At 55.0% G+C, this 6,854-nt stretch carries 6 protein-coding genes; 2 read left to right on the top strand and 4 right to left on the bottom strand.

All coding sequences use genetic code 11. The features are described 5' to 3' along the window. Positions 1 to 522: biotin synthase BioB (bioB, locus tag H8Q75_RS11730; RefSeq protein ID WP_297041908.1), on the top strand; the 522-nt coding region annotated here is incomplete at its 5' end. A gap of 19 nt (positions 523 to 541) precedes the next feature. Here bioB and rsmA read toward each other — a convergent pair. Then, positions 542 to 1,342: a 16S rRNA (adenine(1518)-N(6)/adenine(1519)-N(6))-dimethyltransferase RsmA gene (gene rsmA, locus H8Q75_RS11725; protein ID WP_081711804.1), complete on the bottom strand. Its 801-nt coding sequence runs from the start codon at positions 1,340 to 1,342 to the stop codon at positions 542 to 544. A 3-nt stretch (positions 1,343 to 1,345) separates the two neighbouring features. Further along, on the bottom strand, positions 1,346 to 2,626 hold the full coding sequence (gene eno, locus H8Q75_RS11720) for a phosphopyruvate hydratase (RefSeq protein ID WP_024124073.1): 1,281 nt from the start codon (positions 2,624 to 2,626) through the stop codon (positions 1,346 to 1,348). Between the two features lie 226 nt (positions 2,627 to 2,852). On the opposite strand from eno, the gene H8Q75_RS11715 reads away from it, so the two are divergent. After that, positions 2,853 to 5,177 (top strand): heavy metal translocating P-type ATPase, encoded by a 2,325-nt coding sequence (locus tag H8Q75_RS11715; protein ID WP_024124074.1) that lies wholly within the window; start codon positions 2,853 to 2,855, stop codon positions 5,175 to 5,177. Here the strand turns inward: H8Q75_RS11715 and H8Q75_RS11710 are convergent. After that, positions 5,149 to 5,913 carry a pseudouridine synthase gene (locus H8Q75_RS11710; protein ID WP_024124075.1) on the bottom strand — a complete coding sequence of 255 codons (765 nt, stop codon included), beginning with the start codon at positions 5,911 to 5,913 and terminating at the stop codon, positions 5,149 to 5,151. The two genes, H8Q75_RS11715 and H8Q75_RS11710, sit on opposite strands and share 29 nt — an antisense overlap. 370 nt (positions 5,914 to 6,283) lie before the next feature. Then, on the bottom strand, positions 6,284 to 6,854 hold a 571-nt coding region (locus tag H8Q75_RS11705; protein WP_297041902.1), incomplete at its 5' end, for an ATP-binding cassette domain-containing protein.

Below are 6,854 nucleotides of genomic sequence, written 5' to 3'. Positions count from 1 at the left end.
GGTGTCGATCGCGTCAACCACAACCTGAATACCTCGGAAAACTTCCACAGTGAAATTTGTACCACCCACACCTTTAGGGATCGCGACCAGACCTTAGCAAATATCCAAGCCGCTGGGATTACAACCTGCTCTGGGGGCATCTTAGGCATGGGGGAATCCGATGACGATGTGATTGATCTTGCCCTCTCCCTGCGGCAGCGTCAGGTGACTAGTGTACCCGTGAACTTTTTGATTCCAATTCCGGGGACGCCCCTGGGCGAACAGCACAACCTCAATCCCCGCCAGTGTTTACGCATTCTCGTGCTGTTTCGTTTGCTCTTGCCGCGCCAAGAGATCCGCATTGCCGGTGGCCGCGAAGTGCATCTGCGATCGCTCCAACCCCTTGGCCTCTACGCCGCCAACTCCATTTTTATTGGCGACTATCTGACCACTCCCGGGCAAGCTCCCCACCAAGATTGGCAAATGATTGCCGATGCCGGCTTTGTTCTTGAAGACCCCGACGGGCGGGCGATCGCCCCTTAAACCTTGCTCAGCAGCCTTCTCACCGATTGGGCCGATGGGACGGTTCTAGGATGTCACTCAGGGCGAGCCAATCCTCTAGGCTCAGGGCTTCGGCACGGCTATTGGCATCTCGTCCCAACTGCAGGAGGGCTTGGCGTACCTGCGCCGGCGCCACAAGGGACTTGAGGGCATTGGCCAGCATCTTGCGGCGAGTGGCAAACCCCTGTTTCAGTAGCGTTTCTAACCATTGGGGCGATCGCACCCTTGGCAGTGTCCTGTGGGGCCGCAGACAAACCACCACCGAATCCACCTTAGGCGGTGGCTGAAAGACACGGGGGGGCACTGCACACACCTTCTCACAGGTGGCCAGAAATTGCACCCGTACAGAGAGGGCACCGTAGGCCTTGCTGCCGGGTGAGGCCATCAGGCGATCGCCAATTTCTTTTTGCACAAGTAGAATCAACCGCTCAAAGGCTGGGCGACGCGGTCGGGCAATACTGCCAAGCAAATGCCCCAGCAATGGCCCCGTGATGTTGTAGGGGATATTGGCCACCACTTTGTTGCACCCCAGGGGGCTTAAGTCCAGCCGCAGAATATCCCCCTCAATCAACTGGAACCGCTCACTGTCAAACTGCCGCTGCAATTGGCCACAGAGATCCCGATCCAGTTCAACGGCAACCACCTCAGCACCGCTCCCTAGCAGCGGTCGAGTCAGGGCACCCCGACCAGGACCAATTTCTAGGACGCGATCGCCCGGATGCAGTTCAGCGGCTGCAATTATCTGAGCTAAAATCGATTCACTGCGCAGCCAATGCTGGCCAAACCGTTTGCGGGCACGAATCACCTAGCACGGCCCCAAGCCCACCCTGGGCGCATAGACCGCCTGATCCCCCAGTTCTGCTTCAATGCGCAGCAGGCGATTGTACTTGGCCACTCGTTCACTGCGACACAAGGAACCCGTTTTAATTTGACCCGCACGGGTCGCGACAGCCAAATCCGCAATCGTGGTATCTTCTGTTTCCCCAGAGCGGTGGCTAATCACCGAGCGGTAACCCTTGCGGGTTGCCAGATCGATGGTTTGCAGGGTTTCGGTTAATGAACCAATCTGATTGAGCTTAATCAAGATGGCATTGGCCACACCATTGTCAATCCCCCGTTGCAAACGCTTGGGATTGGTGACAAACAGATCATCCCCGACCAGTTGAATGCGGCTCCCCAGGGTTTCCGTCAAGAGTGCCCAGTTGTCCCAGTCCTCCTCGTGCAGGCCATCCTCAATGGAAATAATGGGATAGGTACTCACCAGTTGGTCGTAGTAGCGGATTAACTCAGAGGCGCTACGGCTGGCATGATCAAACACATATTTACCGTCTTCATAAAACTCACTGGCGGCGACATCGAGGGCCAGGGCAACGTCAGTGCCGGGGCTGTAACCGGCTGTTTCAATTGCCTGAAGCAAAATATCCAAAGCCGCTTGGTTGGAGTCTAGGTTAGGCGCAAAGCCTCCTTCATCCCCGACACCGGTCAGTAACCCCTTATCAGCCAGCACCTTGCTCAGAGCAGCAAAAACCTCTGCCCCCCAGCGCAGACCCTCCCGAAAACTAGGGGCACCAATGGGCATGATCATGAATTCCTGAAAGTCAATGTTGTTGGCCGCATGGGCCCCGCCGTTGATGACATTCATCATAGGCACGGGTAGGACATTGGCCAGAGGCCCCCCCAAGTAGCGGTAGAGGGGTTGACCGAGATATTCTGCGGCTGCTTTAGCCGTGGCAAGGGACACCGCCAGAATGGCATTGGCACCGAGGTTGGATTTATTCTCACTGCCATCTAGTTCCAAGAGGCACTGGTCAATCACCGTTTGATCAAGGGCGTTGAGATCCACAAGGGCACTGAGAATCCTGGTTTCAATGTTTTCAACGGCGGTGAGGACGCCTTTGCCACCATAGCGCTTGGGATCGCCGTCCCGCAGTTCATGGGCCTCAAAACTCCCTGTTGAGGCACCACTAGGAACCTGAGCCAGTCCGACAACGCCACAATCCAGTTCAACTTCTGCTTCTACCGTGGGGCGACCCCGCGAGTCGAGAATTTCGCGGGCACGAATTGTTGCGATCGCCGTATCCATCATCTGCTTATCCTCAATATGCAGCTAGATTGTACGATAGATGCCCCATCAAACTGAAATACTTTAAGGATAACCTAGGCTATAAAGTGTCCTGTATTACATTGCCTTTTTTGTCTGAGACGGGTTTCATATGCGTCAATTTGGTGTAGATTATCCAAAAACTGGGCAGAAATGATTACCTAGACGTTATAGTCAGCTTCATTGGCCCGACCATTTGTAGGAATTCATCATGACCACCCTTGCCCAAAGTTGTTCCCCACAGTCTGAGATACCTGCCCGCCCTATCACCACAGAAACCGTTCACTATCAGGTTGTGCATTGGATTAGGGGTCGCTTTCGGATTCGTATTCCTCGGTTGGGCTTTGATGTTGAATATGGGGAAAGGCTGCTTTACATTGTTGGCAGTTTACCCGCGGTGACAACGGCGCGCATTAACCCCCCGGCTTGCTCCCTTGTGGTGGAATATAGTCCCAAGCTTTTTGGAGAAGCCCTAGCAACGATTCAGGGGCAAATTTTTGAATCGATTCAAGTGGCGGCCAAGCCAGACCTTCCCGCCTTTAGCACTGAGAAAGCCACCCCTGCGGCGGCAGCGCACCAAATTAACTATTGGGAACGCTTGGGCTTACCAGCTCTTGGCTTGGGTTTGAGTGTGGCCTCCCTAATGGGGATACCGATTCCCGGCTATGTGATTGCTGGTGTGGTGATTGCCGGGGCAATGCCAGTGTTTCAGCGAGCATGGGAAGCGATTCAAGAGGAGAAACAGTTAACGATTGACTTCCTCGATGGGTTGGCAATTTTTCTTCATACCCTGCAAGGCCACTATTTTGCTCCCTCCTTTATGCTGGGTTTGATTGAGGGGGGGGAAGTGATCCGCGACCTCACAGCACGGGGCTCGGAACGGGCAAACCTTGATTTGCTGGACTGTCTGGGCAAAACCGCCTTTGTGGAGAGGGACGGCCTTGAGGTGGAAGTGGAAGTCAAAGACCTCGTGGAGGGCGATCGCGTTGTTGTCTATCCGGGGGATCAAATTCCCGTTGATGGCATCATTTTGCGGGGCACAGGCCTGATTGATCAGTGCAAACTGACGGGCGAGTCAGTACCCGTAACGCGCACTGAGGGGATGGAGGTTTTTGCTTCGACGCTACTGGTGGAGGGTCAATTGGTGATCTTGGCGGAGCGGGTGGGCAACAATACCCGTGCGGGTGTGATTGTCAACTTGATGCAGTCGGCACCGGTGCATGACACTCGCATTGAAAACTATGCAGCCACTGTCGCCAACCAAATGGTGGTTCCCACGTTGGCTATTGGCGCAGGCGTGGGGGTGCTCTCGGGGGATTTGAATCGGGCGATCGCCCTGCTGACCCTTGATCTTGGTACGGGGATTCGCGTCTCTGTGCCCACCACGATTTTGTCGGCCCTTACCTATGCTGCCCAACATGGCGTGCTCATTCGCAGTGGCCGGGCAATTGAAAAACTGGCTCAAATCGACACAATTGTTTTTGATAAAACCGGCACCCTGACCCAAGGTCATGCTGGTGTGACGGATATTAAAGTCATGGATCCTCGCTTCAGCGCCGATGACATCCTTAGTATGGCCGCCAGTGCTGAGCAGGGACTCACCCACCCCGTAGCCGAGGCAATTGTCCGCCATGCCCGCGAAACCCATCAGCCCCTCTTTGACTGTGAAGACTGGGAATACCGCGTTGGCCTTGGTGTGGCCACAAAAGTGCGGGGTGTCGATCTGCGGGTGGGCAGCCGCCGCATGATGGAGCAGGAAAACATTTGCCTGATTGATCTGAATGCCCGCTTCCCTGACCTCGATTCTGGGCGGGCTTCGATTGTCTATGTGGCTGGGGATGGACGTTTGATTGGCGTGATTCTCTACAGCGACCCGATCCGCAATGAAAGTCCCGCAGTTATCCGTGAACTCAAGGAGGCAGGCATTATTCCCCATATGCTGACCGGTGACATTGGCCGCGTTGCCCATGCGGTGGCCAAAGACTTAGGGATTGCTCCCAATAATATCTACGCCGAAGCCTTCCCAGAAAAGAAAGTGGAGGTGGTGCGTGCCCTCCATGACAGCGGTAAAGTGGTGGCCTTCTGTGGCGATGGTATCAATGACTCCGCAGCTCTCGCCTATGCAGATGTGTCTATTTCCTTTGCTGGGGCAACCGATATTGCCCGTGAAACTGCAGATGTGGTCCTCATGGAGGATGATTTGCGGGGACTGACCCTTGCCATTCGCATTGCCAAGCAGGCAATGGAGATCGTCTGGCAAAATACGGCGATCGTTGCTATTCCCAATATTGGTGCGCTGCTGTCGGGGATATTCTTTGCCCTTGACCCAATTTTGGCAGTGGTCATTAACAATGGCACCGCCATCTTAGCGGAGTTCAATGGGTTGCGGCCCTTGGCAGGTCCCGGTGGCTCGTTGCCCTTACCTGCGGTCAAAGATACGAAGGAATTTCTCGCCGAATGGGAAGCTACCCACCCGGATCACCCGGTGCAGCATAGGCCGCCGGCAGTCACTGGCTCTCAGGCTGGGTCTTCGTAGTTGGCTGGGTAGTTGGCTGGAGGGCGGCCAATTCATGGCGGCTAAGGGGACGAACCGCTCTGGGTCGAAGATTACCTAGGCGAACTGGGCCAATCGCGATCCGTTGCAAGGCCACAACAGGATAGCCAAGTTGCTCGGCTACACGGCGAATCTGGCGGTTGCGGCCTTCCTGGAGGATGATTTCCAAAAGGGAGCGATCGCCTTCGGTGCGAAGCAGCTTAACCGCTGCGGGTAAGGTCATCACACCCTCCAAGGGAATCCCCTCTCGCCATCTTTGCAACGCCTTTTCGGGCGGTTGTCCCTGTACCCAAACGCGGTAGGTTTTGGGGATGTGATGGCGGGGATGACTGAGATAGTAGGTGAAGGCCCCATCATTTGTGAGCAGGAGGGCGCCACTGGAGTCAGCATCTAAGCGACCCACAGGATGCAGCCCCCCCGCGCGCTGATACATTGGGGGCAATAGGTCGAGAACCGTGGTTCGACCTTGGGGATCGTGACAGGTACAGAGCACCCCCTTGGGTTTATGGAGGAGCAGATAGAGCCGTTGGGGTGGACGGGGCGGGTTCAGGCGCTGTCCTTTGTATTCAATGCAATCACGCTTTGGATCCACTTTGTCCCCCAATTGGGCCCGCTGACCATTGACAAAGACCTGACCGCTGCGGATGAGGGCTTCCGCATGGCGTCGCGAGGCCACTCCCCAATGGGCAAGGACTTTTTGTAATCGCTCAGTGGGCATAGGGGGTAGAGTTGCTCTCTAGGTTTCGGTGGTACTTTTGAGGGGAATCTCTATGGCAGATGGTTGCCCGGCAGTTGCCAATGCCGCAGCAAACTTGATAGAAAAGAACTGTTTAATCCTTACCTAATTACTTACCGTGAGGAGTTCTATGAAATCTCTTTACAAGCTTGCTGCTTTGATCTTGATTTTAGTTGGTTTTTCTACCACACTAGTGGCCTGCGGGGGCGGCGGTGGTACGACTAATAACCAAGCACCGACGGAGTCTCCTAGTCCACAAAAGCCAGGGCAGTAGTTCCCTTTAACCCTTACTAGCATATTGACGACACCAACTGGGGTAGCCGATTTACTTTGGATGTAGTGGTCGGCTCCCCTAGGCGAGGGAGCTTTCCAGTTGATACTGCTCCCAAAGGAATTGATACAGTCCCTCGGTGGCCACGAGTTCATTGTGGGTTCCCTGTTGAACAATCCGCCCTTTGTCCATGACAAGAATGCGATCGCAGGTTGCTGCTGCTGATAGTTGATGGGAAATAAACAGCACGGTACGCGTGCGCCGTTGTTCCCGTAGCGCCCGCAAGATTTGGCTGGCGGTTTGGTTATCAACACTGGCAAGGGCGTCATCTAAAACAAGGATGGGCGCTTCTACCAGCAGAGCACGGGCTAAGGCGGTTCGCTGTCGCTGTCCCCCCGAGAGGGTAATGCCCCGCTCCCCCACTAGGGTTTCGTACTGCTGGGGAAAGTTGCGAATTTCGTTGTGAATTTGGGCTTGGCTGGCAGCAGCAATGACCTTGAGTTCGGTGGCGTCAGGTTCACCATAGCGAATGTTGTTTTTGATGGTGGTGCTAAAGAGAAAGCTTTCTTGGGGCACGTAGGCGATCGCCCCCCGCAGATCGGCAAGGCGCAACCGTGTAATGTCAATGCCATCAAGGAAAATTTGATTGGGG

Origin of the sequence: Thermosynechococcus sp. OHK43 (genome assembly GCF_014466085.1) — a bacterium.
GTDB lineage: Bacteria > Cyanobacteriota > Cyanobacteriia > Thermosynechococcales > Thermosynechococcaceae > Thermosynechococcus.
The sequence above is the reverse complement of the archived record's forward strand: the minus strand, read 5'-3'. Positions and strand labels throughout refer to the sequence as shown.

What these genes read in the sequence shown, in the direction of transcription:
- eno (WP_024124073.1), bottom strand. Translation starts at nt 2,626, where the DNA reads ATGATGGATACGGCGATCGCAACAATTCGTGCCCGCGAAATTCTCGAC.
- H8Q75_RS11715 (WP_024124074.1), top strand. Translation starts at nt 2,853, where the DNA reads ATGACCACCCTTGCCCAAAGTTGTTCCCCACAGTCTGAGATACCTGCC.
- H8Q75_RS11710 (WP_024124075.1), bottom strand. Translation starts at nt 5,913, where the DNA reads ATGCCCACTGAGCGATTACAAAAAGTCCTTGCCCATTGGGGAGTGGCC.